Annotated in this window: 25 protein-coding genes; 14 read left to right on the top strand and 11 right to left on the bottom strand. The window is 68.2% G+C overall.

Going from position 1 to position 20822, the window contains the following annotated elements; all coding sequences use genetic code 11:
• Positions 1-138 precede the first annotated feature (138 nt).
• Positions 139-609: a peptidylprolyl isomerase gene (locus PQ455_RS01075; RefSeq protein WP_273688429.1), complete on the top strand. Its 471-nt coding sequence runs from the start codon at positions 139-141 to the stop codon at positions 607-609.
• Between the two features lie 81 nt (positions 610-690).
• On the opposite strand, the gene PQ455_RS01080 is transcribed toward PQ455_RS01075, so the two are convergent.
• From PQ455_RS01080 to hisG, 5 genes are all read right to left on the bottom strand, one after another.
• Positions 691-813 (bottom strand): hypothetical protein, encoded by a 123-nt coding sequence (locus PQ455_RS01080; RefSeq protein WP_273688431.1) that lies wholly within the window; start codon positions 811-813, stop codon positions 691-693.
• The gene (thiL, locus tag PQ455_RS01085; RefSeq protein ID WP_273688434.1) at positions 800-1741 is read right to left on the bottom strand and encodes a thiamine-phosphate kinase; all 942 of its coding nucleotides are present in this window, start codon (positions 1739-1741) and stop codon (positions 800-802) included. The genes PQ455_RS01080 and thiL overlap by 14 nt, the downstream gene beginning before the upstream one ends.
• Before the next feature lie 67 nt (positions 1742-1808).
• Positions 1809-2270, bottom strand: coding sequence for a transcription antitermination factor NusB (nusB, locus tag PQ455_RS01090; protein ID WP_273688437.1), 462 nt, complete (start codon positions 2268-2270; stop codon positions 1809-1811).
• A gap of 139 nt (positions 2271-2409) precedes the next feature.
• The gene (hisD, locus tag PQ455_RS01095) at positions 2410-3696 is read right to left on the bottom strand and encodes a histidinol dehydrogenase (protein ID WP_273688439.1); all 1287 of its coding nucleotides are present in this window, start codon (positions 3694-3696) and stop codon (positions 2410-2412) included.
• Positions 3686-4351, bottom strand: a complete 666-nt coding sequence (gene hisG / locus PQ455_RS01100; RefSeq protein WP_273688441.1) for an ATP phosphoribosyltransferase — start codon at positions 4349-4351, stop codon at positions 3686-3688. Before hisG ends, hisD begins: the two co-directional genes overlap by 11 nt.
• A 63-nt stretch (positions 4352-4414) precedes the next feature.
• On the opposite strand from hisG, the gene PQ455_RS01105 reads away from it, so the two are divergent.
• Together PQ455_RS01105 and PQ455_RS01110 are read left to right on the top strand one after the other, a co-directional pair.
• Positions 4415-5443, top strand: a complete 1029-nt coding sequence (locus PQ455_RS01105; RefSeq protein WP_273688443.1) for an acyltransferase family protein — start codon at positions 4415-4417, stop codon at positions 5441-5443.
• 7 nt (positions 5444-5450) lie between these two features.
• Complete coding sequence (locus PQ455_RS01110) at positions 5451-6539, top strand: acyltransferase family protein (RefSeq protein ID WP_273688445.1); 1089 nt, start codon at positions 5451-5453, stop codon at positions 6537-6539.
• On the opposite strand, the gene PQ455_RS01115 is transcribed toward PQ455_RS01110, so the two are convergent.
• Positions 6515-7213, bottom strand: coding sequence for a glutathione S-transferase (locus PQ455_RS01115; protein ID WP_273688447.1), 699 nt, complete (start codon positions 7211-7213; stop codon positions 6515-6517). The genes PQ455_RS01110 and PQ455_RS01115 overlap by 25 nt on opposite strands.
• Positions 7214-7309: 96 nt before the next feature.
• Here PQ455_RS01115 and PQ455_RS01120 point away from each other — a divergent pair, with 96 nt between their 5' ends.
• Positions 7310-7456, top strand: a complete 147-nt coding sequence (locus PQ455_RS01120) for a hypothetical protein (RefSeq protein WP_273688449.1) — start codon at positions 7310-7312, stop codon at positions 7454-7456.
• A gap of 20 nt (positions 7457-7476) precedes the next feature.
• Here PQ455_RS01120 and PQ455_RS01125 read toward each other — a convergent pair whose 3' ends face one another.
• The gene (locus PQ455_RS01125; protein WP_273688451.1) at positions 7477-7914 is read right to left on the bottom strand and encodes an NUDIX hydrolase; all 438 of its coding nucleotides are present in this window, start codon (positions 7912-7914) and stop codon (positions 7477-7479) included.
• Positions 7911-8198, bottom strand: a complete 288-nt coding sequence (locus PQ455_RS01130; protein ID WP_273688453.1) for a BolA family protein — start codon at positions 8196-8198, stop codon at positions 7911-7913. Before PQ455_RS01130 ends, PQ455_RS01125 begins: the two co-directional genes overlap by 4 nt.
• A gap of 38 nt (positions 8199-8236) precedes the next feature.
• On the opposite strand from PQ455_RS01130, the gene PQ455_RS01135 reads away from it, so the two are divergent.
• The 3 genes from PQ455_RS01135 to PQ455_RS01145 all read left to right on the top strand — a co-directional run bounded on the left by PQ455_RS01135 (position 8237) and on the right by PQ455_RS01145 (position 11508).
• Complete coding sequence (locus PQ455_RS01135) at positions 8237-8836, top strand: J domain-containing protein (RefSeq protein WP_273688455.1); 600 nt, start codon at positions 8237-8239, stop codon at positions 8834-8836.
• A gap of 231 nt (positions 8837-9067) precedes the next feature.
• Positions 9068-10573, top strand: coding sequence for a circularly permuted type 2 ATP-grasp protein (locus PQ455_RS01140; RefSeq protein WP_273688456.1), 1506 nt, complete (start codon positions 9068-9070; stop codon positions 10571-10573).
• A complete protein-coding gene (locus tag PQ455_RS01145; protein ID WP_273688458.1) occupies positions 10573-11508 on the top strand; it encodes an alpha-E domain-containing protein in 936 nt (311 codons plus the stop codon). The genes PQ455_RS01140 and PQ455_RS01145 overlap by 1 nt, the downstream gene beginning before the upstream one ends.
• A 116-nt stretch (positions 11509-11624) precedes the next feature.
• Here PQ455_RS01145 and PQ455_RS01150 read toward each other — a convergent pair whose 3' ends face one another.
• Positions 11625-13133, bottom strand: coding sequence for a YifB family Mg chelatase-like AAA ATPase (locus PQ455_RS01150; RefSeq protein ID WP_273688460.1), 1509 nt, complete (start codon positions 13131-13133; stop codon positions 11625-11627).
• Between the two features lie 131 nt (positions 13134-13264).
• Between PQ455_RS01150 and PQ455_RS01155 the strand changes: the two genes are divergently transcribed.
• The 7 genes from PQ455_RS01155 (at position 13265) to PQ455_RS01185 (ending at position 17415) form a co-directional block, all read left to right on the top strand.
• Positions 13265-13645 carry a nuclear transport factor 2 family protein gene (locus PQ455_RS01155; RefSeq protein WP_273688463.1) on the top strand — a complete coding sequence of 127 codons (381 nt, stop codon included), beginning with the start codon at positions 13265-13267 and terminating at the stop codon, positions 13643-13645.
• Between the two features lie 112 nt (positions 13646-13757).
• Positions 13758-13892: a 50S ribosomal protein L34 gene (gene rpmH / locus PQ455_RS01160; RefSeq protein ID WP_273688465.1), complete on the top strand. Its 135-nt coding sequence runs from the start codon at positions 13758-13760 to the stop codon at positions 13890-13892.
• 41 nt (positions 13893-13933) lie between these two features.
• The gene (gene rnpA, locus PQ455_RS01165; RefSeq protein WP_273688467.1) at positions 13934-14278 is read left to right on the top strand and encodes a ribonuclease P protein component; all 345 of its coding nucleotides are present in this window, start codon (positions 13934-13936) and stop codon (positions 14276-14278) included.
• Positions 14226-14510 (top strand): membrane protein insertion efficiency factor YidD, encoded by a 285-nt coding sequence (yidD, locus tag PQ455_RS01170; protein ID WP_273688469.1) that lies wholly within the window; start codon positions 14226-14228, stop codon positions 14508-14510. The genes rnpA and yidD overlap by 53 nt, the downstream gene beginning before the upstream one ends.
• A gap of 24 nt (positions 14511-14534) precedes the next feature.
• On the top strand, positions 14535-16232 hold the full coding sequence (yidC, locus tag PQ455_RS01175; protein ID WP_273688471.1) for a membrane protein insertase YidC: 1698 nt from the start codon (positions 14535-14537) through the stop codon (positions 16230-16232).
• Positions 16229-16903, top strand: a complete 675-nt coding sequence (yihA, locus tag PQ455_RS01180; RefSeq protein WP_273688473.1) for a ribosome biogenesis GTP-binding protein YihA/YsxC — start codon at positions 16229-16231, stop codon at positions 16901-16903. The genes yidC and yihA overlap by 4 nt, the downstream gene beginning before the upstream one ends.
• A 158-nt stretch (positions 16904-17061) precedes the next feature.
• On the top strand, positions 17062-17415 hold the full coding sequence (locus PQ455_RS01185) for a GNAT family N-acetyltransferase (RefSeq protein WP_420542879.1): 354 nt from the start codon (positions 17062-17064) through the stop codon (positions 17413-17415).
• 56 nt (positions 17416-17471) lie between these two features.
• Here the strand turns inward: PQ455_RS01185 and PQ455_RS01190 are convergent, their stop codons facing one another.
• On the bottom strand, positions 17472-18482 hold the full coding sequence (locus PQ455_RS01190) for a YihY/virulence factor BrkB family protein (protein ID WP_273688476.1): 1011 nt from the start codon (positions 18480-18482) through the stop codon (positions 17472-17474).
• A 174-nt stretch (positions 18483-18656) separates the two neighbouring features.
• The gene (locus PQ455_RS01195; RefSeq protein ID WP_273688478.1) at positions 18657-20753 is read right to left on the bottom strand and encodes a RelA/SpoT family protein; all 2097 of its coding nucleotides are present in this window, start codon (positions 20751-20753) and stop codon (positions 18657-18659) included.
• Between the last annotated feature and the right edge of the window lie 69 nt (positions 20754-20822).

Consider the following 20822-nt stretch of genomic DNA (forward strand, 5'->3'; position numbering starts at 1 on the left):
GAGGCTTAGGCCGGTCGGCGGCGTCTGTCAGCCCTTTTGAAGCGGCCCGCGCGTCCTATATCCGTCGCCGAAAGGGGCTGGCGGCGCCCGCCCTGTCCGCCTAAGCGGCGCGCAACTTCACCGAAGAGAGGAATCTTCATGGCCGACGATACCGGAAACACGCTGACCTTCACGCTCGATACGGGCAATGGCGAGGGCGACGTGGTGATCCGCCTGCGCCCCGATCTGGCCCCCGGCCATGTCGAGCGCATCAAGGAGCTGGCGAGCGAGGGCTTCTACGACGGCGTCGTGTTCCACCGCGTGATCCCCGGCTTCATGGCGCAGGGCGGCGACCCGACCGGCACCGGCATGGGTGGCTCCAAGAAGCCCGACCTGAAGGCCGAGTTCAACGCCCAGCCGCATGTGCGCGGCGTCTGCTCGATGGCGCGCAGCTCGAACCCGAACAGCGCCAACAGCCAGTTCTTCATCTGCTTCGACGACGCCCGCTTCCTCGATCGCCAATATACGGCGTGGGGCGAGGTGACGTCGGGCATGGAGCATGTCGACGCGCTGCCCAAGGGCGAGCCGCCGCGCGCGCCCGGCAAGATCGTCAAGGCGACTGTCAGCTGAGCTGCGGCACCATCTGATGTGATCGGGAAGCCCCGTCGCCGGATGCCGGTGGCGGGGTTTCTTCTGGCAGACCGATTCGTGTCAGCCGGCCAGTGTGGCGGCAGCGCCGAGAAGCGGACCGGTCTTGATCGCCAGCGCGCTGGCCATGCCGGCGGCGAGCCCCAGCGTGACGATCAGGAAACGGGTACGGCTATCGGCGGTCATGTTCATATCCCAGCCGGCGGGGGAGCGGCACCATGCCCTCCACGTCGTGCACCGACAGGCCGGGCCACAGGCGGAAGCGGCCGACGAGGGTGATCCTGAGCCCCAGATCTTGCCGAAGCCTTAAGATATCCTCCGCCGCCGTCGCGGGTGTGGCGAAAAGCAGTTCGTAATCGTCGCCGGCGGTGGCGGCGCGCAGCCGGGCGGCGCGGTCCTCGCCGGCATGGCCGATCGCCAGCGCCGACAGGGGCACCGCGTCCAGATCCATGTTGAGGCCGACGCCGCTCGCCTCGGCCATGCGCGACGCATCGATCAGCAGGCCATCGGAGACGTCCATCATGGCGTGCGCCAGCGGCGCGATGGCGCGGCCGGCCTCCAGCCGGGGTTCGGGCCGGCGATAGCGATCGATCAGCGCGCGGGGGCCATCCTCGCCCTGCGCGATGGCGAGGCCAAGGCCCGCGTCGCCGATCGTGCCGGTCACCCACAGGATATCGTCCGGCCCGGCCCCGTCGCGCGCGGGCGCGTCGGGCGATCCGGCGCCGAGTGCGGTCAGCCCGAAGGTGCGCGGGGCGCCGCGCGGCATCGATACGGTGTCGCCACCGAGCAGCGGCAGCGCGAACCGCTCGCACGCCGTCTTCAGGCCGGACAGGAACATATAGTCCCAATCCTCGTCCGCGCCGCCCAACCCGCAACCGAGCAAGGCCCCCACCGGCCGCGCGCCCTTGGCGGCGAGATCGGACAGGTTGGTGGCGACCAGCTTCCACGCCACGTCCTCGGGCGGATCGTGCGGCAGGAAATGGACCCCCTCGACGATCATGTCGTGGGTGAGGACGAGCCCGCCGAGCACCGCCGCATCATCGCGCAGGCCGCGCGCCGCCGGATGGGTCGCTATCTCGCGCAGACGATCGATGAAGGCGGATTCACGGGACATTCCGGGGCGTCATGCCCCGTCGCCGGTGCCGCGTCACCCCGGATCGTTCCGGGGGCGCGGGATTTTATCAGGCGGCGCGCACGGCTTTCGCCACGCCGTCGAGCAGGCCGTTGACGAAGCCCTTCTCGCGCTTGTCGTAGAAGGCGTCGGCGACATCGACATATTCGCTGATGACGGTCGCGGTCGGCACGTCGGGCCGGGCGATCAGTTCGTAGGCGCCGGTACGCAGGATCTGGCGCATCGGCTTGTCGAGCCGGTCGAGCGTCCAGCCGGCGGCGAGCTTGGCGGTGATGGCGGCATCCACCTCGTCGCGGCGGGCATCGACGCCCTTCACCAGATCGTCGAAGAAATCGACCTCGGCGTCGGCATATTCGACATCCTCGATCGTGGCGCCCAGCCGGTGCTGGTGAAATTCATCGAGCAGGCGGGCGAGCGGCGTGCCCTCCATCTCCTGCTGGTACAGCGCCTGGACGGCGGCAAGCCGCGCGGCCGAGCGCGAGCGGGATCGTTCTGCATTCTTTCTGGACATGATGCGGTGCCCTTAGAGCAGACGGGAGCGGGGCGAAACCCGCATCTCCGTTCGTCCTGAGCGAAGTCGAAGGGCGTGCCCCAACCGCTGCGTCCAGTCGCAGGCCCTTCGACTGCGCTCAGGGCGAACGGAGTTTGGATCAGAGCCTGACCGCGATGGACGCCGCGTGCGCCGGCAGCCCCTCCGCCTCCGCCAGTGCCACCGCCGCCGGGCCGATCGCCGCCAGACTCGCCGGATCGAGCGCGATGAAGCTGGTGCGCTTCATGAAATCGAGCACCGACAATCCGCTGGCGAAGCGCGCGCGGCGGCCGGTGGGCAGCACATGGTTCGGCCCCGCCACATAATCGCCGACCGCCTCCGGCGTGTGCCGGCCGAGGAACACCGATCCGGCGTGGCGGATCGCGGCGAAGATCGCGTCGGGATCTTCCACCGCCAGTTCGAGATGCTCGGGCGCGAGGCGATCGGACAGCGCCGCCGCCTCGTCGAGCGAGCGCAGCAGCACGATCGCGCCATTCGCCTCCCAACTCGTCCGCGCCGTCACGCCGGTCGAAAGCGTCGCCAGCCGCGCCTCGACCGCCGCCGCCACCGCATCGGCGAAGGCGGCATCGTCGGTCAGCAGGATCGACTGGCTGGTCGGGTCATGCTCGGCCTGGCTGAGCAGATCGGCGGCGATCCAGTCGGGATCGTTCTTCCCATCCGCCACCACGAGGATTTCGGACGGCCCGGCGACCATGTCGATGCCGACCACGCCGTAGAGCTGGCGCTTGGCCTCGGCGACCCAGGCGTTGCCCGGCCCGACGATCGTATCGACCGCGCGGATGCGGCCCGTGCCATAGGCCAGCGCCGCGATCGCCTGCGCGCCGCCCACCCGGAATATCTCGTCCACCCCGGCGATCTCGGCGGCGGCCAGCACCAGCGGATTGACCTCGCCATTGGGGGTCGGCGTCACCATCGTCAGGCGCGGCACGCCCGCCACCCGCGCCGGCAGCGCGTTCATCAGCACCGAGGAGGGATAGGCCGCGCGGCCGCCCGGCACGTAGAGGCCGGCCGCATCCACCGGCCGCCAGCGCGCGCCCAGCCGCACGCCCGCCGCGTCGACATGGTCGCGATCCTCGGGCTTCTGCGCGGCGTGATAGGTGGCGATCCGGTCGGCGGCCAACTCCAGCGCGGCGCGGAGGTCACGGTCGAGCCCGGCCAGCGCGGCGACCCGCTCCGCCTTCGGGATTTCCCAGCCGCTCTCTTCCAGATCGTGCCGATCGAAGCGCAGCGTGTAATCGTGGAGCGCCGCATCGCCATTATCGCGTACCCGGCCGATGATCGCCGCGACATCGCGCGACACATCGGCATCCGCCTCGCGCCGGGCGTTAACCAGCGTGTAGAACGCCGCCGCGAAGCCCGTGTCGGCGGTGGAGAGCCTAAGCGGCACGGGGCGCGGCCGTCTGCTCGCGGAATCGCTCGACCAACGGCGCCAGTTCGGCGGCGCGCAGCTTGAAGGCGGCGCGGTTGACGATCAGGCGGGCCGAAACCTCGGCGACGGTCTCGATCTCGACCAGGCCATTCTCCGCCAGCGTCCGCCCCGACGACACCAGATCGACGATCCGGTCGGCCAGCCCCAGCAGCGGCGCGATCTCCATCGCCCCGTTCAGCTTGACGCATTCGGCCTGCACGCCGCGCGCCTCGAAATGGCGGCGCGTCAGGCTGGGATATTTGGTGGCGACGCGCACATGGCTCCACCCGCGCGGATCGTCCCGCGCGGCCAGCGCCGCCGGCTCGGCCACCGAGATGCGGCAATGGCCGATGCCGAGATCGACCGGCGCGTACAGCTCGGAATAGGCGAATTCCATCAGCACGTCCGATCCGACGATGCCGAGCTGCGCCGCGCCATGCGCCACGAAGGTCGCCACGTCGAACGCGCGCACCCGGATCAGGCTCACATGCGGCTGGTTGGTCGCGAAGCGCAGCGCGCGGCTGTCCTCGTCGCTGAACGCCGCCTCCGGCTCGATGCCGACGCGGGCGAGCAGCGGCAGCGCCTCTTTCAGGATGCGCCCCTTGGGCACGGCGATGATGAGCGGCTGGGGCATGGCGCGGGCGATTTACGATCGACGGACCCGATCAGCAACAGTAAGCTGACGAAGGGCCGCGATTTGAAATTCCAGAGAATCCAGCAGTTGCGGCTGGTCGCGGCTTTGGCCGTCGTCGCGTTTCATGCGCTCGGTACCGGCACGCAATATCTGCCCGACGAAACGGCCATCGGCTTCGTGCGCTACGGCGATCTCGGGGTGGATCTGTTCTTCGTCATTTCCGGCTTCATCATCTGCGTCACGGCGACGAGTCGTGAACGGGACTGGCGGCTGTTCCTGCGCCGGCGGCTGACCCGGATCGTGCCGCTCTACTGGCTCGCGACGAGCGCGATGATCCTGCTGTTGCTGGCGCTGCCCGGCCTGATCCGCACCCCCGGCGACCTTTCGTGGGGCCAGATCCTCCAGTCCTTCACCTTCACCACCAGCTTCGTTTCCGGCGGCATGCCGATCGTCTATCTCGGCTGGTCGCTCGAATATGAGATGCTGTTCTACCTGTTGGGCGCGGTCGCCATGGCGGGGCTGCGCAATCCCTGGCAGGCTATGCCGCTATTCCTGGCGGCGCTCGTCGTAGGCGGGGCGATTCTGCAGCCGGCCGCGGATACGGTTGCACGCCATCTGTTGTGGCCGATGCTGCTGGAATTCGCGCTCGGCGTGCTCATCGGATCGGCGATCACGACCGGCCTCATGCCCTGGAGCGGCATGGCGGCTGTCGCCGTCGGGCTGGCTTCGCTGCAACTCTATCCGCCCGAGCATGACGTGTGGCGTGTCCATGTCGCGGGCGCGGTCGCGGCGGTCGTCGTGCTGCTGGCCGTCCTGCTCGATCGCAGGCAGCCGGTCAGGTCGGCGGCCGGGCTGTTCGTCGCGGCGGGCGGCGACGCCTCTTATTCGATCTATCTCGTCCAGGTCTTCACCGTGCCGGCGCTCGCCAAGGCGGCGGCATGGGCGTGGCCGACGATGCCGCTCGATCTGTTCATACCGCTGACGATGATCGCGACCGACCTGGCGGGCCTTGCCGCCTGCCATCTCGCCGAACGCCCCATCGTTCGCCGCCTGCGCGAGCGCCCGCCGCCCGCCACGCTGGCGACTGCCTGAGGCTGGTATGAGCATTCCCCCCTCAGGTCAGCCCGCCACCCTCCGCTTCGCGCGTATCCAGCAATTGCGGATGATCGGCGCGATTCTCGTCATCGCGGCCCATGCTTTCGCCGATGGCGCGAAGTATCTTCACGCCGGCAGCCGTCTTTCGATCCTCAGCCAGACGCACCTCGGCGTGAATCTGTCGTTCGTTATTTCCGGCTTCATCATCTGTTACACGGCCCGCGGCCGCGAGCGGGACTGGCGGCTTTTCCTGCGCCGAAGGCTGGTACGGGTCGTGCCGCTCTATTGGCTGCTTACCATCCTGCTTTTCGCCATCGTGATGATCCGGCCCGAATTGACCAAGGGCACGAACCTTCTTTCTCCCCTGCTGCTTGCGCGTTCGCTGTCCTTCACCACCTTCCTGTCAGGCGCATCGCCGCTCATCTATGTCGGCTGGACGCTCGAATATGAGATGCTGTTCTATTTGCTGGCAACGCTGGCGATGTCCCGGCTTGAGCGGCCATGGCACGTGATACCGATCGTGATGGCATCGGGCGTGGTCGGTATCGCCTTGCTGGATGCCACCATCGGCGTCGGCATGACCGGCATCCGTGCGATCACGCTCGATTTCACCGCCGGCATATTGCTGGCCTATTGGTTCACCGAAGGGCGCCTGCCACCCAGGCCGGCGACGGCGGTACTTGTGGGTTTCGGGGTCGCCTTTGCGGTGGCCGTGATCGCGGGGGAGGGGCTGTCGATGGCGGTGGTGCCGATCGCGACCGCGCTCGTCGCGCTGGCCGCGACGCGCGACCGGCGCGGGCCGATGCGCTCAACCGTGGGACGCCTGCTCGCCGCCGGCGGTGGCGCCACCTATTCTATCTATCTTACGCAGGTCTTCACCGTATCCGCGATGGGCAAGCTGGCGGCTCGCTTCGCGCCGGGCCTGCCACTGGCCCTCTTCGCGCTGCTGACGGTCATCGTCACCGTGTTGGCGGGGTTGCTTGTCCATCGCGCGATCGAAAAGCCCCTGATGCGGCTTCTTCGTCCCTATTCCTCGCCAAAGCCGGAGGCGGTCCAGCTTTCTCCAGCTCAGGCCGCATCCAGCTCGGGATAATATCTGAAGATGCCCTCGCCGAAATCCTGGTTCCGGTCGCTCGCCAGATAGGCTTGCAGTTCGGGCAATGCCGCGACCGCCTCGTGCAGCGCCATCACCTTGGGCGTGTCGCGGGCGACGGCGGCCATGCGCTCGGGGAAAGCGTAGGTCAGGCCCTCGACCAGGTGGAACAGCGACAGGTCGGCATAGGTCCAGCGATCGCCGGTCAGCCAGTCGCCCTGATGCGCCAGCACCCGCTCGAACCAGTTGAGGAATTTGGGGATGCGGTTGGTGCGGAAATCCTCGGCGCGGCGGGCGGCTTCGGGCTTCTGATCCTCATAATAGAGGCCGACAGCGACCGGGTGATGCACGTCGTGCGCCTCCGCCACCATGTCGGCGATGGTGAGCTGGAGCTGGTGCGTCCACAGCCGGCCGGCGGTGTCGGCGGGGGCGAGGCCGTGCGTTTCGCCCAGGAACAGCAGGATGTTGGCCGCCTGCCCGATCACCATCCCGTCCGCGACCAGATAGGGCGGGGCGAGGGGCGGCGTGTCGCGCGGCACGGCGAGGTCGGCCGCTACGTCGGCGCCTTCGTCGAGCGCCTTGTCGACATAGGGAATCTTGCCCGCTTTCAGCGCGAGGCGGACGAACTCGCCGCGACCGGGGATGCCGGGCCAGTACCAGAGGTCGTAGGTCATCGCCGTCTCCTGCCGCATTCGCCGAAAGAAGCGCCCGGCCCCCTCAAGGTTCCGGCGGCGCGGCCGTTCTCATGGCGTCATCGAATGGAGGGCGGAATGCGCGCGCGGGTGAAGGAGACGATTTTGTGGGCGGGTGTGGCGGCGGGCCTGATCCTCGTCGCGACCAAGCTGGGTGACGTGCACCACGCCGATCGCTGGCGGGTCCAGCAATCCACCGCTCCGGGCGCGCCGACCTCGGCCTGAGGCCGACCGGGCGGCCGCGGCTAAGCCAGCGCTCGCAGCATATCGAGCACATCCTCGGGAAACACCGGCTCGTCGGGCGCCGCCAACTGGGCGGGCGTCCACCAGCGGTGGCTGTGCATCACGCGCCGTTCCAGATCGGTGAGCGCGGCGCCCGCCACGGTGCGGCCGGTGACGCGCAACAGGTAATAGCGCTCGTCCGATTCGACCGGCTCGCCCTCCAGCGTGGTGAAGCGCACCACGCGGCGCGCCACCTCCGGCCCGCAATCCATGTCGAGCCCCACCTCCTCCCACAGTTCGCGCCGCGCGGCCTGGGCATAGCTTTCGCCCGGATCGACCGCGCCGCCCGGCGTCGCCCAGAAGGGGCCGCCCGCCAGATAGGGCACGAAGCGGAACAGCAGCAGATCGCCGGCGGGATCGAGGATCAGCAGCCGCGCCGCCGGCCGCTGCCGGATCGTCATGCCTCGCCCGGCGCCTTGGCCTTGATCGCCAGCGCATGGACCCGATCACGCAGCAGTTCAGCCAAGGCCTGGTTGACCAGCCGCTGCCGCGCCACGCGCGACTGGCCCGCGAAGACCGCGCTCTCGATCTCCACCGTGAAGTGCGATTCGCCGCGCGCGTCATGCCCGGCATGGCCGCGATGCGCCGCGCTGTCGTCGGTGACGACGAGGCGTGCGGGGTTCAGGGCGGCGGTCAGCCGCCGGGCGATTTCGGCCGCGACGGGGCCTTCAGTCTGGGTCTCCATCGCCTATCTATAGCGATTTGGAGCGCGAGGCCGAATCCTTGAACGACGAGCGGGGCAAGAGACAGTCACGATGGCATGGCCGGATCGAGGGCACGGGCCGTGCCTGCGATTCGCCGGGCTGCACGGCCGAAGGCGAGTTCCGCGCGCCCTCGGCCGATCGCGGCCGGGGCGGGTTCGACGGGCCGGGCGACTGGCGCTGGCTGTGCCTGGATCATGTCCGTGCCTTCAACGCCGGCTATAATTTCTTCGAGGGCATGACCACCGAGGAGATCGAGGCGCAGCAGCGCCCCTATGCCGGCTGGGAGCGCGAGACCCGTGCTTTCTCCTCGGCGCCGGGCGGCACGCCGCGCTGGGCCGATTTCACCGATCCGCTCGACGCCATCCAGGCCCGCTTCGGGCGCGGGCCGGGCGGCGAACAGCGCAAGGACGGCAAGCCGCTGAGCGACGCCGACCGGCGGGCGCTCAAGGTGCTGGGGCTGGACACGCAGGCCGATCGCCGCGCGCTGCGCCAGCGCTATGCCGAACTGGTCCGCCGCTATCACCCCGATCGCAACGGCGGCGATCGCAGCCACGAGAAGGCGCTGACCGAGGTGATCGAGGCGTACACACGGCTGAAATCCGCTCCGGCCTTTGCCTGATCCGCTCACGCGGATGAGCGGCACCAGCCCGCTCCCCCACCCGGCCACCCATAAGATACTGCCGTTGGGTGGCCGGGTGGGGGCGCGGGCTGGTGCCGCCGCAGGTTCAGCAATGCTGAACCTGCTCAAGGACGCAACCGCGCGGATATCCGCGCGTTTCTCCCATCCCCCCTTGTGCGGCGCGCCATGGCGTTGCAGTCTTGTTGTGACGACACTCAGCCAGCAGGTTCCATGACCCTCAATCGCGCGTTCGACGAAGTCTGGGGCACCCAAGAAGGCCGGGACGGCCGGCCCGAATTCACCGAACTGGCGGGCTGGATCAACGATACGCCGCATCAGGAGCTGGATCGCCGCCAGAAGGCCGCAGAGGCCGCCTTCCGCCAATTGGGCATCACCTTCGCTGTCTATGGCGAGGAGGAAGCCGCCGAGCGCATCATCCCGTTCGACATCGTGCCGCGCGTGTTCACCGCGCGCGAATGGGCCAATCTGTCGGAGGGCCTCGTCCAGCGGGTCGAGACGCTCAACGCCTTTCTGGCCGACGTGTACGGGCCGCAGAAGATCCTGAAGGACGGCATCGTCCCGCCCGAGCTGATCCTCGGCAATCCGCAATTCCGTGGCTTCCTGATGGGGCAGAAGCCGCCGCACGGAATCTTCGCCCATATCTGCGGCATCGATCTGGTGCGCACCGGCCCTGACGATTTCTTCGTGCTGGAGGATAATGCCCGCACGCCCTCTGGCGTGTCCTACATGCTGGAAAATCGCGAGGCGATGCTGCGGCTCTGCCCCGAATTGTTCCAGATCTACGATGTCTGCCCGGTCGATCGCTATCCCGATCTGCTGCTCGAAACGCTGCGCTCGGTCGCGCCCGCCTCGACGCGCGGCAACCCGACCTGCGTGCTGATGACGCCCGGTCATTTCAACTCGGCCTTCTACGAGCACAGCTTCCTGGCCGATTCGATGGGGATCGAGCTGGTCGAGGCGGCCGATCTTGAGGTGGACGACGATATCGTCTGGATGCGCACGATCGAGGGGCGCGTGCGCGTCGACGTGATCTATCGCCGCATCGACGACGATTATATCGATCCGCTCGTCTTCAAGCCGGATTCGATGCTGGGCGTGCCCGGCCTGATCGCGGCCTATCGCGCGGGCAATGTGGCGCTGGTCAACGCGCCCGGCACCGGCATCGCCGACGACAAGGCGATCTACAGTTATATGCCGGAAATCGTGAAATATTATACCGGCGGCGATGCCAAGCTGCCCAATGTCGAGACCTATCGCTGCCGCGAGCCGCAGGCGTTGAAATATACGCTCGACAATCTGGACAAGCTGGTGGTGAAGCTGGTCGATGGCTCCGGCGGCTATGGCATGCTCGTCGGCCCGACCGCCACGCAGGCGCAGATCGAGGCGTTCCGCGCCGCGCTGGTGGCCGAACCGCAACGCTACATCGCCCAGCCGACCCTCGCGCTTTCGACCGTGCCGACGCTGGTGGAAAGCGGCGTCGCCCCGCGTCATGTCGATTTCCGCCCCTTCTGCCTGTCGGGATCGGACGGCGTGCAGATCGTGCCCGGCGGGCTGACCCGCGTGGCGCTTCAGGAAGGGTCGCTGGTCGTCAATTCCAGCCAGGGCGGCGGCACCAAGGACAGCCTGATCCTCTCCGACACGCCCGGCGAGTTCGGCGGCGGGCAGAGCCAGTCGCAGGTGATCGGCGCCCAGTCGCAATCGCAGGGGGGCCGCTGATGCTCAGCCGCACCGCCAGCGCGCTCTACTGGATCGGCCGTTATGTCGAGCGCGCCGAATTCACCGCCCGGCTGATCGAGGCGACGATCCGCCTCGACGCGCTTTCCGCCCGCCCCGCCGGGCGCGGCGCGTGGGAAAGCGCGCTGCTCGTCACCGCCGCCGATTATGATTTCGGGGCGACCGGGCAGGACAAGACGCCGCGCAACGTGGGCGCCTATCTCACGCTGTCGCGCGAGAATCCTTCCTCGATCCGGTCCTGCCTCGATGCGGCGCGCTCCAACGCCAAATCGGTGCGCACGGCGCTGTCGCGCGACGCTTGGGAGGCGATCAACCGATCGTGGCTGGGCCTGCGCGACCGCGCCTCGACCGGCGGCAGCCACGAGATGCTGGGCGTGGTCGAGCCGATCCGCGCCGAGGCGCGCGGCTTCGAAGGCGCGCTCCACCGCATGCTGCGCAACGAGGCGTACAGCTTCATCTCGCTGGGCGCGGCGATCGAGCGGGCCGACAATACCGCGCGGCTGATCGACGTGAAATATCACCTGCTGCTGCCGGAGGGCGAAAAGGTCGGCGGGCTGATCGACCGCGACCAGTGGACGACGATCCTCCACACGGTATCGGCCAACACCGCCTATCGCTGGCTCTATTCGGACGGGCTGAAACCCTGGCTGGTGGCGGACCTCTTGATCCTGCGCCGCGAACTGCCGCGCTCGGCCGCCGCCTCGGTGGACGAGGTGGTGATGCACCTCAACGCGATCAGCCAGCGGACGGGCCTCTTGGGCGAGGCCGACCGCATCGCCCGCCAGCGCCAGGTCGCGATCGAGCGCACCTCGATCGACAGCATCTTCGGGCGCGGCCTGCACGAATATCTGAGCGAATTCATCATCGAGAATGCGCGGCTCGACAGCGCGATCGCGAGCCAGTTTCGGTTCGGGTGATCGGATAACGACGACGTCACCCCAGCGAAAGCTGGGGTCTTTCGCAGCCGCGCGCTCCCTCAAGGTCGCATCCAGCCTGTCGAGACCCCAGCTTTCGCTGGGGTGACGGCCGTTGTTCAATTGATCGGCGCGCGCCGCCGATAACTCAACGCCTCTGCGACATGCACGCGCCCCACACCCGCGCTGCCAGCCAGATCGGCGATCGTCCGCGCGACCCGCAGCACCCGCGTATAGCCGCGCGCCGACAGACGCAGCGATTCGGCCGCCTGGGCGAGTAGAGCGCGACCGGGCTCGTCGGGCGTGGCCGTGTCGGTGAGAAGATCCCCATCCGCCTCGGCGTTGGTCCGCACCGGTGACCCCTCGTAACGCCCCGTCTGAATCGCCCGCGCCGCCGCGACCCGCGCCGCGACAACGGCCGACGGCTCGGCCGGCGCGGGGCTGACCAGATCGGCGGCCGTGACCGCCGCCACCTCGACATGCAGGTCGATACGATCGAGCAGCGGGCCGGACAGCCGCGCCTGATAATCCACCGCGCAGCGCGGCGCGCGGCTGCACGCCAGCGCGGGATCGCCCAGATGGCCGCAGCGGCACGGGTTCATCGCCGCGACCAGTTGCACGCGCGCCGGGAAGGTGACGTGGGCGTTGGCGCGGGCGATGCTGATCTTGCCGGTTTCGAGCGGCTGGCGCAGCGAATCGAGCACGCCGCGCTGGAATTCGGGCAGTTCATCCAGAAACAGCACGCCGAGATGCGCCAGGCTCACCTCCCCCGGCCGCGCCTTCAGCCCGCCGCCGACCAGCGCCGGCATCGACGCGCTGTGGTGTGGCGCCCGGAACGGCCGCGCGCGGATCAGCCGCCCCTCGGCCAGATTGCCCGAGACCGAGGCGACCATCGACACTTCCAGGGCCTCGCCCGGCGTGAGATCGGGCAGGATGCCGGGCAGGCAGGCGGCCAGCAGCGACTTGCCCGATCCGGGCGGGCCCGACATCAGCAGATTATGCCCCCCCGCCGCCGCGATCTCCAGCGCGCGACGGGCGGTTTCCTGGCCCTTCACCTGCGCCATGTCGGGGCCGGGCGGGGCGGGCTCGATCTCGCCGGCGCGGGGCGTGGGGAGCGGGGCCGATCCCTTGAAATGGGCGAGCAGCGCCATCAGGTCGGGTGCGGCCAGCACCTCGATCCGGCTGGCCCAGATCGCCTCCGATCCCTGCGACGCCGGGCAGACGAGGCCCAGCCCCCGTTCCGACGCATGGAGCGCCGCCAGCAGCACGCCCGGCACCGACGCGATCCGCCCGTCGAGCCCGAGTTCGCCGACCACCAGATAATCGGCCAGCGTCTCGCGATCGATGATGCCCATCACGCCGAGCAGGCCGAGCGCGATCGGCAGGTCGTAATGGCTGCCCTCCTTGGGCAGATCGGCGGGCGACAGGTTCACCGTGATGCGCTTGGGCGGCAGCGACAGGCCGATCGCCGCCAGGGCCCCGCGCACCCGCTCGCGGCTCTCGCCCACCGCCTTGTCGGGCAGGCCGACGACCAGGAAATTGGGCAGGCCCGGCGTGACCTGCACCTGCACCTCCACGGCGCGCGCCTCCAGCCCGAGGAAGGCGACGGTCGAGACGTGGGCGACCATCAGGCGCGGCCGGGGGAGTGGAGGGGATCGGCGGCGCCCGATGCGTATTTCATGCAGAGGTTACAGCCGCTCGCGCCGCCACTTGCAAGCCGTCCGCGAAACGATCACGAATCGTGTCGGAGAAGAGGGTGATGGACATAGAGGCCAACCGACACGCAGCCGTCACCATCGTCGAGGCGGTGGCGAGCGGCCGATTCGACCGGGCCGCCTTCACCGACGATGCCATCTGGTGGATGCAGGGCAGCGGCGAATTGCCGATCGATGCCTTCGCCGAAATGGCCGCCGCCTTCTCCGCCCGCCATGTCGCCGGGCCGGGCGAGGCGCTGATCCACGGCGTCACCGCTGAGGGCGACCGGGTCGCGGTGGAGGCAGAGTGCATCGTGCCGCTGGCCAACGGCAGCATCTATCGCAACAGCTATCACTTCCTGATCCTGTTCCGCGATGGCAAGGCACGGCTGGTGAAGGAATATCATGATACGGAGCGCGCGGCGGATGCCTTCCGGCGGGGGTGAACCGCCGGTCGCCTGCACGCCGTTCCTTGACTCACCGCGCGCTTTTGCCTATCGGCCCGCCCCTGATACGGCCGCCTTGCGTCAGGCGGCCTTTTGTTTTGGGAACAGATCGATGAAGCGGACCTTCCAGCCCAGCAACCTCGTGCGCAAGCGTCGCCACGGCTTCCGTACCCGCTCGGCGACGCCGGGTGGCCGCAAGATCCTCGCCGCCCGCCGGGCGCGCGGCCGCAGCAAGCTCTCGGCCTGAGACTTTCCGAGAGAACGCGCGGCCCCGCGCGTTCCTGACGAATGCCTCACGAGGCGATCTTCCGCACGATCGAGGCCCGCCGCGATTTCCTCGCGGCGAACAATGGCCGGCGCGCGGCGATGCCCGGCTTCGTGCTGCTCGTGCGCGACCGGGCCGATGGTGACGCCACCATGCGCCTCGGCCTCACCGTCACCCGCAAGATCGGCGGGGCGGTGGTGCGCAATCGCATGAAACGGCGCTTCCGCGCGCTCGCCCGCGATCTCCTGCCGCTCCACGGCCGTCCGGGCCACGATCATGTCCTGATCGGCCGGGCCGGCGGGGTCGAGCGCGACTATGCCGCGCTCTCGGCCGAACTTGCCAAGGCGCTGGCGAAGGTGGCGCGGTGACGCCGCTCGCATCGTGAGCGTCGCGGGCAGTATCCTGATCGCCATCGCGCGCGGGTGGCAGATCGGCCCGTCGCGCATCCTTCCCCCCTCCTGCCGCTATCAACCGACATGCTCGGCCTATGCGATCGATGCCGTATCGCGCTATGGAGCCGGCAAAGGGGGTCTGCTCGCCATCCGGCGGCTGTTGCGCTGCCATCCGTGGGGTGGCAGCGGTTATGATCCCATACCCTAGGCCCAACCCAAGGAAGTCTCCAAGGTGGACAATCAGCGTAACCTGATCCTGGCGCTCGTGCTGTCGTTCCTCGTGCTGCTGGGCTGGACCCTGCTGTCCGACCGGATCCTGCCGACCGCCACCCCGCCCTCGACCAAGATCGTCGACGGCAAGCAGGTCGCGCTGCCCAAGCCCGAGGCGCCGATCGACAGCGCCGCCCAGATCCGCGACCGCGCGATCGTGCTGGGCGAGAGCCCGCGCGTCGCCATCGCCACCCCCAAGCTCAAGGGCTCGATCAGCCTGAAGGGCGCGCGGATCGACGATCTGGTGCTGGTGACCTATGGCGAGACCATCGCCAAGAATTCGCCGCCGGTGCGCCTGCTCTCGCCGGGCGGCACGGCGGATGCCTATTTCGCGGGCTTCGGCTGGACCGGCCAGGGCGCGGCGCTGCCGGGCGCTGACACCGTCTGGGCCGCCGACGGCGCAACGCTCGCGCCGGGCAAGCCGGTCACGCTCAGCTGGAACAACGGCCAGGGCCAGCTCTTCCGCATCCGCTTCGACGTCGATGCCGATTATCTGTTCACCGTCACCCAGACGGTCGCCAACGCCGGCGCCGGCGCTGTCGGCGTGAAGCCTTATGGCCTCGTCAGCCGGATCGGCCATTCCAAGGATGCCGACAGCTGGACGATGCACACCGGCCCGATCGCCACGTTCGACGGCGTGACCGATTACGGCATCGACTTCTCCGATCTCGACAAGAACCCGGCCGGCGAGCGCCGCAATTCGACCGGCGGCTGGCTCGGCTTCGGCGACAAATATTGGCTGACCGCGCTGATCCCCGATCAGAAGGCGGCGGTCGAGGCCGGTTTCCGGGGCGCCGACGGCCGCTATCAGGCCGATCTGTCGCGCGCCGTCGAGGTGGTCGCACCACGCACGCAGGCGACCGCCGTCACCCGGCTGTTCGCGGGCGCCAAGGAAGCCCATCTGCTCGAGCGCTATCAGGACGATCTCGGCATCGCCCGGCTCGATCGCGCGATCGACTGGGGCTGGTTCGTCTGGTTCGAAAAGCCGATCTTCTACCTGCTCGACTGGCTGTTCCGCATGGTCGGCAATTTCGGCGTGGCGATCATGTGCCTCACGGTCGTGGTGCGCGGCCTGATGTTCCCGATCGCGCAGAAGCAGTTCAAGTCGATGGCGTCGATGCGTGTCGTCCAGCCGAAAATGAAGGCGCTTCAGGAAAAGTATAAGGACGACAAGCCGCGTCTCCAGCAGGAGATGATGCAGCTCTACAAGGACGAGAAGGTCAATCCGCTCGCCGGCTGCCTGCCCATCTTCCTCCAGATCCCGGTGTTCTACGCGCTCTACAAGGTGCTGATGCTCTCGATCGAGATGCGCCACCAGCCCTTCATCCTGTGGATCAAGGATCTGTCCGCGCCCGATCCGTTGCTGGTGACCAACCTGTTCGGCCTGCTGCCCTTCACCCCGCCGCACATGCTGGCGCTGGGCGTGCTGCCGATCATCCTGGGCATCACCATGTATTTCCAGTTCAAGCTGAACCCGCAGGCGATGGACGAAACCCAGCGGCAGATCTTCTCGATCATGCCGTGGGTGCTGATGTTCGTGATGGCGGGCTATGCCGCCGGCCTGGTGCTCTACTGGTGCATGTCGAACACGCTCACCATCCTCCAGCAGAAATGGCTCTATTCGCGCCATCCGGGGCTGAAGGAGCCTGCCAAGAAATGACCGACGACGGGCAGGACATCGCCGACGCCGAGGCGCTGGCGGAGCGGATCGAGGCGGCGCGCAAGCTGTTCGCCGGGCCGGTCGGCTTCGTGAAATCGGCGCCGGGCCTGCAATTCCTGCCCGAGCCGATCGCGCCGGAGGTGGCGTTCGCCGGCCGATCGAACGTGGGCAAATCCTCGCTGCTGAACGCGCTGACCGGGCGCAACGGGCTGGCGCGCACGTCGAACACGCCGGGCCGCACGCAGGAGTTGAACTTCTTCGACGTGGGGCCGGATAACGAATTGCCCGTGTTCCGGTTGATCGACATGCCCGGCTACGGCTTCGCCAAGGCGCCCAAGGACATGGTCCGCAAATGGAAGTTCCTCGTGAACGACTATCTGCGCGGCCGCGCCGTGCTGAAACGGGTGCTGGTGCTGATCGACAGCCGCCACGGCGTGAAGGATGTCGATCGCGAGATCATGGTGATGCTCGACAAGGCCGCCGTCTCCTATCGCCTGGTGCTCACCAAGGCCGACAAGATCAAGGCGAGCGAGCTGGTCGCGGCGACCGAGGCGACCGCCGCCGAAGCGCGCAAGCATGTCGCGGCGCACCCTGAGATCCTCGCCACGTCGTCGGAAAAGGGCATGGGCATTCCCGAGCTGCGCGCCGCCGTGCTGGAGGCGATCGGCTGATCCGGCCGGCAGCCCCTGGCGACGTCGCGGCGCTCGCCGCGCTCAAGCTCGCCACCTTCCGCGAAACCTTCCTCGACGGTTTCGCCATCCCCTATCCGCCCGCCGACCTCGCGATCTTCGAGCGCGACAGTTATGGCGAGGCGAAAGTCGCGGCCGAACTGGCCGACCCCGCCCACGCCACCTGGGTCGCCGAGCGCGACGGCGCGTTGCTGGGCTATGTCCATGTCGGCCCGTGCAAGCTGCCCCACCCCGATGCGCGGCCGCAGCATGGTGAAATCTATCAATTGTACGTCGCCGGCACCGCGCAGGGGCTCGGCCTCGGCGGGGCCCTGATGGCGGCGTCGCTGGATCATCTCGCGGTGGCGCGGCCCGGCCCGCTGTGGCTGGGCGTCTGGTCGGGCAACCAGCGCGCGCAGGCGGTGTATGCCAAGCTGGGGTTCGCCAAGGTCGGCGACTATCTCTTTCCGGTCGGCGGCTGGACCGATGAGGAGTTCATCTTCCGCCGGGGGTGATTCGCTTCTCTGGCCCTGCTCCAGTTTGACATGCGATTCGCTCGCCTCGAAACGCCTCAAGCCGTCCCGAAACTCGGCGCATCCGGCCTCGGCGGTGCGGGCTCGCCGTCGGCCGGCGGGACGGTATCGGCCATCGTCGCGCCGCGCTGGCCCATCGGGCGGGGGCGGCCGGTGGTGCTGTCGACCGCCGTCTGCCGTTCGGTCTCGGCATTCACCTCGGCGCCCAGCAGGATCGCATAGGCCGAGACGTACAGCCACAGCAGCAGCACCACGACCGCGCCCAGCGAGCCATAGGTCGCGTTATAGTCCCCGAAGCGCGAAGCATAGAAGCCGAAGCCGACCGTCGCCACTAGCCACAAGGCCGTCGCCAGCAGCGAGCCGAAGCTAAGCCAGCGCCAACGCGCATCCTGCCGGTCGGGGGCGAAGCGGTAGGTGGCGCCGATCGCGGTGGAGGCCAGCGCGCCTGCCACGATCCAGGTGAGCAGGGTCATCACGATCGCCCCTCCATCGCCCAGGAAATGCGTCAGCGGCTCGATCAGCGCCAGCACCGATGCGCCGACCAGCCCGACGATACCCACCAGCACCGCGCCGATCGTGATCGCGAAGGTGAGCAACGTCGTCCAGATGAAGCTGCGCCGCTCGGGCTGCTCGTAGATCACGTTCAGCGCCATGATGATGCCGCCCGCCGCACGCGTCGCGCCGTAGAGCGACAGCACCAGCGCGATCAGCAGGCCGAGGCCCTTCTTGCCCGCCGCCGCCGTCGTCACGTCGATCAGCTGCTGGTAGATCAGCTTGGCGGCATCGGCGGGCACCAGCTCGATGATGGTCTGCATATGCTTGGCGACATTGGCCGGATCGGCGACCAGCCCGTAGGTCATCACCACCGCGCCGAACAACGGCACCATTGCGAGGAAGGCATAGAAGGCGACTCCGGCCGCCAGCAGGCTGATATTGTCGGTGCCGGTCTTCGCCCAGACGCGCGCGCCGATTTCCTTCCAGGCCGGCCAGGGCAACCGGATCGGGCTGGTCGCGCGCCGCCCGTGCGGGTCCGCCTGCGTGGTGGCCATGGTGTGACGTCTCCCCTTGTCTCCACCCCCGAACGCGCGAGCGGCCGGGAAGTGTCGGGAAAACAAGGTTTAGCGAGATTCGTCATTGCGAGCGCAGCGAAGCAATCCAGCCTCGCCGCACACACCGGGCGTTGGAACTGGATTGCTTCGCTGCGCTCGCAATGACGATGAATGTTACAACCGCTCCGCCCGCGAAACCGCGTCGGCCGCGCGGAGCGCCGCCAGCAGCCGCGTCAGATGCGCCACGTCGCGCACCTCGACCGAGACGTGGAAGGTGTGGAAGTTCCGGTCGCGATGATAGAGCGCCAGATTGACGATGTTGGCGCCGTGCGCGCCCAGGATCGAGGCCATCACGCCCAGCGACCCCGCCTCGTTCTTCACGATGATCGCCAGCCGCGCGGTGCCGCCGTCCGATCCGTCGCCCCACGCCAGATCGACCCATTCGCCGTCATTGTCCGCCGTCAGCTCGGGGCAGTCGATCACATGCACCTCGACCGCCTCGTCGGGGCGGCGCAGCCCGACGATGCGATCGCCCGGCAGCGGATTGCAGCAGGCCGCCAGCTTGAACGCGACGCCGGGCGTGAGGCCCTTCATCGAGATCGCCTCGCGCTGCACCGGCACCGGGCGCGCCAGCCCCTGCGGATCGGCGAAGCTGCCCGCGCCCGGCATCAGCGCCTCCATCACCTGCGCGTCGGTCACGGTGCGCCTGGCGATCGCCTCCATCAGCCTTTCCTCGTCGGCCAGTTTCAGCCGCTTCAGCGCATGGCCGAGCGCGTCGGGGGCGAGCTGTGCCGGCAGGCGGTGGACGATCTCGTCGTAGAATTTGCGCCCCAGCGCGATCGTCTCGCCCTTCTCCTTCTGGCGGACGAAGCGGCGGATCGCGGCGCGCGCCTTGGGGGTGACGACGAAGCTGGTCCACTCGGGCTGCGGCTCCTGCGCCTTGGAGCGCAAGATCTCCACCTGATCGCCATTCTCGATCGTCGATCGCAGCGGCACCACCCGGCCGTTGATCTTGGCGCCCACCGTCTGGTCGCCCAGATCGGTGTGGACGGCGTAGGCGAAATCCACCGCGCTGCTGTTTTTCGGCAGCTGGATCAGTTCGCCCGTCGGCGTGAAGGCGAAGATGCGATCCTGGTACATCGCCATCCGCGTATTCTCGAGCAGCTCTTCGGGGCTTTCGGCCTGCTCGATCAGCTCGACCAGATCGGTGATCCAGCCGGCTTCCTTGTCGGGCCGCTCGCCCGATTTGTAGGCCCAGTGCGCGGCGAGGCCATATTCGGCCTGCGCGTGCATCCCCTTGTCGCGGATCTGGATTTCGATGCGGCGATCGGAATGGATCACCGACGTGTGGAGCGATCGATAGCCATTGCCCTTGGGCGTCGAGATATAATCCTTGAACCGCCCCGGCACCATCGGCCAGCGGCGGTGGATATGGCCCAGCGCGGCATAGCATTGGTCCACATCGTCCACGATCACGCGGAACGCCATCACGTCGGACAATTGCTCGAAGCTGATGTGGCGCTTCTGCATCTTGCGCCAGATCGAATAAGGATGCTTCTCGCGCCCCTCCACCTCGGCCTTGATGCCGTGGCGGCCGAGCAGCAGGCGCAAGCCGGAGCTGATCTTGGAAATGCGATCGCCGCCGCCTTCGCGCAACTGCTCCAGACGGCGCTGGATCGAGCCATAGGCCTCCGGCTCCATCTCGCGGAAGGCGATGGTCTGCATCTCCTTCATGAATTCGTACATGCCGATCCGCTCGGCGAGCGGCGCGTAGATGTCCATCGTCTCCTTGGCGATGCGACGGCGCTTCTCGGGCTTGGGGATATGGTGCAGCGTCCGCATATTGTGCAGCCGGTCGGCCAGCTTCACCAGCAGCACGCGGATATCGCCCGACATGGCGAGCAGGAACTTGCGGAGATTCTCGGCGGCGCGCTCGCTCTCGGTCTGCGCCTCGATCTTGGAGAGTTTGGTGACCCCATCGACCAGCCGCGCGACGCTGGGGCCGAAGCTCTTCTCGATCTGCTCCTGCGTGGCGACCGTGTCCTCGATCGTGTCGTGCAGGATGGCGGTCGCGATCGTCTCGTCGTCGAGGCGCAGGTCGGTCAGGATGCCCGCCACCTCGATCGGGTGGCTGAAATAGGGGTCGCCCGACGCCCGTTTCTGGGAGCCGTGCGCCTGCATCGAAAAGACGTAGGCGCGGTTGAGGAGGGCTTCGTCGGCCCCCGGATCGTAGCTGAGAACCCGATCGACCAATTCATATTGACGCAACACGCCGCCAACATGGGGACTTGGGGGCGATTCACGCAAGCATTGCGTGGCGGCGGCGCGCTTTCTTGCGCC

This window comes from Sphingomonas naphthae (genome assembly GCF_028607085.1).
Taxonomy (GTDB): Bacteria; Pseudomonadota; Alphaproteobacteria; order Sphingomonadales; family Sphingomonadaceae; genus Sphingomonas_Q; species Sphingomonas_Q naphthae.

What these genes read in the sequence shown, in the direction of transcription:
- thiL (WP_273688434.1), bottom strand. Translation starts at nt 1,741, where the DNA reads ATGTCCCGTGAATCCGCCTTCATCGATCGTCTGCGCGAGATAGCGACC.
- PQ455_RS01075 (WP_273688429.1), top strand. Translation starts at nt 139, where the DNA reads ATGGCCGACGATACCGGAAACACGCTGACCTTCACGCTCGATACGGGC.
- PQ455_RS01080 (WP_273688431.1), bottom strand. Translation starts at nt 813, where the DNA reads ATGACCGCCGATAGCCGTACCCGTTTCCTGATCGTCACGCTGGGGCTC.
- rnpA (WP_273688467.1), top strand. Translation starts at nt 13,934, where the DNA reads ATGCCTCACGAGGCGATCTTCCGCACGATCGAGGCCCGCCGCGATTTC.
- PQ455_RS01130 (WP_273688453.1), bottom strand. Translation starts at nt 8,198, where the DNA reads ATGGAGACCCAGACTGAAGGCCCCGTCGCGGCCGAAATCGCCCGGCGG.
- PQ455_RS01140 (WP_273688456.1), top strand. Translation starts at nt 9,068, where the DNA reads ATGACCCTCAATCGCGCGTTCGACGAAGTCTGGGGCACCCAAGAAGGC.
- PQ455_RS01145 (WP_273688458.1), top strand. Translation starts at nt 10,573, where the DNA reads ATGCTCAGCCGCACCGCCAGCGCGCTCTACTGGATCGGCCGTTATGTC.
- yihA (WP_273688473.1), top strand. Translation starts at nt 16,229, where the DNA reads ATGACCGACGACGGGCAGGACATCGCCGACGCCGAGGCGCTGGCGGAG.
- hisG (WP_273688441.1), bottom strand. Translation starts at nt 4,351, where the DNA reads ATGCCCCAGCCGCTCATCATCGCCGTGCCCAAGGGGCGCATCCTGAAA.
- yidD (WP_273688469.1), top strand. Translation starts at nt 14,226, where the DNA reads ATGCCGCGCTCTCGGCCGAACTTGCCAAGGCGCTGGCGAAGGTGGCGC.
- rpmH (WP_273688465.1), top strand. Translation starts at nt 13,758, where the DNA reads ATGAAGCGGACCTTCCAGCCCAGCAACCTCGTGCGCAAGCGTCGCCAC.
- PQ455_RS01110 (WP_273688445.1), top strand. Translation starts at nt 5,451, where the DNA reads ATGAGCATTCCCCCCTCAGGTCAGCCCGCCACCCTCCGCTTCGCGCGT.
- PQ455_RS01150 (WP_273688460.1), bottom strand. Translation starts at nt 13,133, where the DNA reads ATGGTCGCCCACGTCTCGACCGTCGCCTTCCTCGGGCTGGAGGCGCGC.
- PQ455_RS01190 (WP_273688476.1), bottom strand. Translation starts at nt 18,482, where the DNA reads ATGGCCACCACGCAGGCGGACCCGCACGGGCGGCGCGCGACCAGCCCG.
- nusB (WP_273688437.1), bottom strand. Translation starts at nt 2,270, where the DNA reads ATGTCCAGAAAGAATGCAGAACGATCCCGCTCGCGCTCGGCCGCGCGG.
- PQ455_RS01120 (WP_273688449.1), top strand. Translation starts at nt 7,310, where the DNA reads ATGCGCGCGCGGGTGAAGGAGACGATTTTGTGGGCGGGTGTGGCGGCG.
- PQ455_RS01115 (WP_273688447.1), bottom strand. Translation starts at nt 7,213, where the DNA reads ATGACCTACGACCTCTGGTACTGGCCCGGCATCCCCGGTCGCGGCGAG.
- PQ455_RS01155 (WP_273688463.1), top strand. Translation starts at nt 13,265, where the DNA reads ATGGACATAGAGGCCAACCGACACGCAGCCGTCACCATCGTCGAGGCG.
- PQ455_RS01125 (WP_273688451.1), bottom strand. Translation starts at nt 7,914, where the DNA reads ATGACGATCCGGCAGCGGCCGGCGGCGCGGCTGCTGATCCTCGATCCC.